Source organism: Bacillus sp. HY001 (genome assembly GCF_007558965.1).
GTDB lineage: Bacteria > Bacillota > Bacilli > Bacillales > Bacillaceae_G > Bacillus_A > Bacillus_A mobilis.
The window spans coordinates 1-1758 of sequence record NZ_VLTE01000224.1 but is presented as its reverse complement, the minus strand read 5'-3'; the positions used below and the strand labels follow the sequence as shown (position 1 = coordinate 1758).

The 1758-nt window shown below is 33.7% G+C and carries 2 protein-coding genes and 1 pseudogene; all 3 read right to left on the bottom strand.

Going from position 1 to position 1758, the window contains the following annotated elements:
• Positions 1-181: 181 nt before the first annotated feature.
• A complete protein-coding gene (locus FOT98_RS30610) occupies positions 182-1147 on the bottom strand; it encodes an MPN domain-containing protein (RefSeq protein WP_000182857.1) in 966 nt (321 codons plus the stop codon).
• A gap of 65 nt (positions 1148-1212) precedes the next feature.
• A complete protein-coding gene (locus FOT98_RS30605; protein WP_000280378.1) occupies positions 1213-1383 on the bottom strand; it encodes a hypothetical protein in 171 nt (56 codons plus the stop codon).
• A 116-nt stretch (positions 1384-1499) separates the two neighbouring features.
• A pseudogene (locus FOT98_RS30600) lies at positions 1500-1758 on the bottom strand (prokaryotic E2 ligase family D protein); the annotation flags it as partial.

The following is a 1758-nucleotide window of genomic DNA, read 5'->3' as shown; positions in this document are numbered from 1 at the left end:
TTGCACATAAATTGAAATAGCTTATAGTCATCATGCGATCCCTCTATTGCTTGTTTATTCTTTGTAAGAACTAACATGTAGTGCTTTATCTTTGTAAACATTGAAACGTGAATTGTTTTTAATGTTGTCATAATAAAGAAAGAGACATAAAAATATGTCCCTTTTACGCCCCCTTGTGTATTTATTTTAAAAGTGTGATCCTACTTAAATCGTAATCTTGGCTTATTCCTTTCGTTGCATATTCTCCTGCAAATATAAAGTTAGGATTAATAGAATGAAATTTTCCATCTATACAAGTGCGTACTCGTAGTTCAGGGAAAACATCCTCTATTCTGCCAACAATTGCATAAAGAATAGGAGCCCGTTCACTTTGATTATCTAAATCACTTGGTTCAGCAGAGAAACGATGATGACTGTGGATCTCCATAACTTTCATAGCGATAGACTGCATCTCTATATTCGTTTCTGGGATTACAATTTCAGTTGCTACCTGCTGGCGTGGAAAGTCCATAAAATAACCACGCTCTTTGTTGAAATAGATATCAGCATGCAATTCGCAATCACATTTACGAGAAATGGCTTGTGCAATAATAATAAAGTCCATTAATAGTGTTCTCGGAATAAAATCCCCAGGTAAAAAGTGATTCAGCCAAGTACTAAGAAAAGAAAAAGGACAATCTGAAATGGATTGTCCCTCTACAATACTTGCTCCTTTTGCGCCGACAGTTAAAATCGGAAGTAGTGCATTTGTATCCTCATCATATTTAATGACAGTTAAGCCTTTAACAAATGAGGGATAACGATGCTCTAATTTTACGCGGATATCCTCTGCTTCTATTTTTCTTACATCTGTTGAATCTCCATTTTGAACAGCGATTCCATGTGTAATTTCTTCTTCTGTAAACCAATCTACTAACGGTATATCTCCAAATACTACGTGGCGAACAACCGTTGTTGTATTGATTTTATCTAGACAATCTGTAGATTTTGTAGTCTTAGATTTCTTACTACTCTTTGTCTTACCTTTTGCTTTTTCCTTTTTTTCTTCCTTTTTAGCAGTGGCTTGCTCTGAAGCAGCTTTTTTCACTGGTACTGTTGTTTCCTCTACTTGTGTTTCCATATCAAAAAAATCGAATAAGTTTGTCATAATAAAAAATCCTCCTAGTATCTTTGCTTATATATAGTCCTGATATTTTCAGAAATTCGATGTACCTAATTACTGTCTGCCAGTAACTTATGTTCCATTAAAGTTAATGGCCAAAGTGGTAAATCATTGACTCTTTTGCCATCTGAATTTTGTGTAATACCCTTCTCGTTTAAAAACTTAATAATTCGTTGTCTTTCTCTCTCAATTCTCATTCGTGTTTCATAATCTAAATACACCGTATTTCCTCCTAAGCATGTTGGATCCAATGTTTATAATCTAAACTCCAACAAAATTATTATTTTTAATAAATACTCCCCTGCTTCTAATAAACAATCACTCTAAAGAGCGTGTATTAAAAAGTCATTTCCGATTCCATTAAAATAGAATCATCAAAACTTTGGTTTTCAAATCGTTTAAATAGCTCTCCAACTGGTTCCGTATGAGTATGTGTAAGGTCGTGATTAAATGAACTTGCAAAGAATAAAACATGAAATGTTTCTAAATCTTTTAAAGCCCGGAATTCAGGTATCACAACTCTACCCGTACATACAGATCCACTAGGATGAACATTAGAATATGGAAATTGATATAATTTCATTCCTTCTTCTAAC

What these genes read in the sequence shown, in the direction of transcription:
- FOT98_RS30610 (WP_000182857.1), bottom strand. Translation starts at nt 1,147, where the DNA reads ATGACAAACTTATTCGATTTTTTTGATATGGAAACACAAGTAGAGGAA.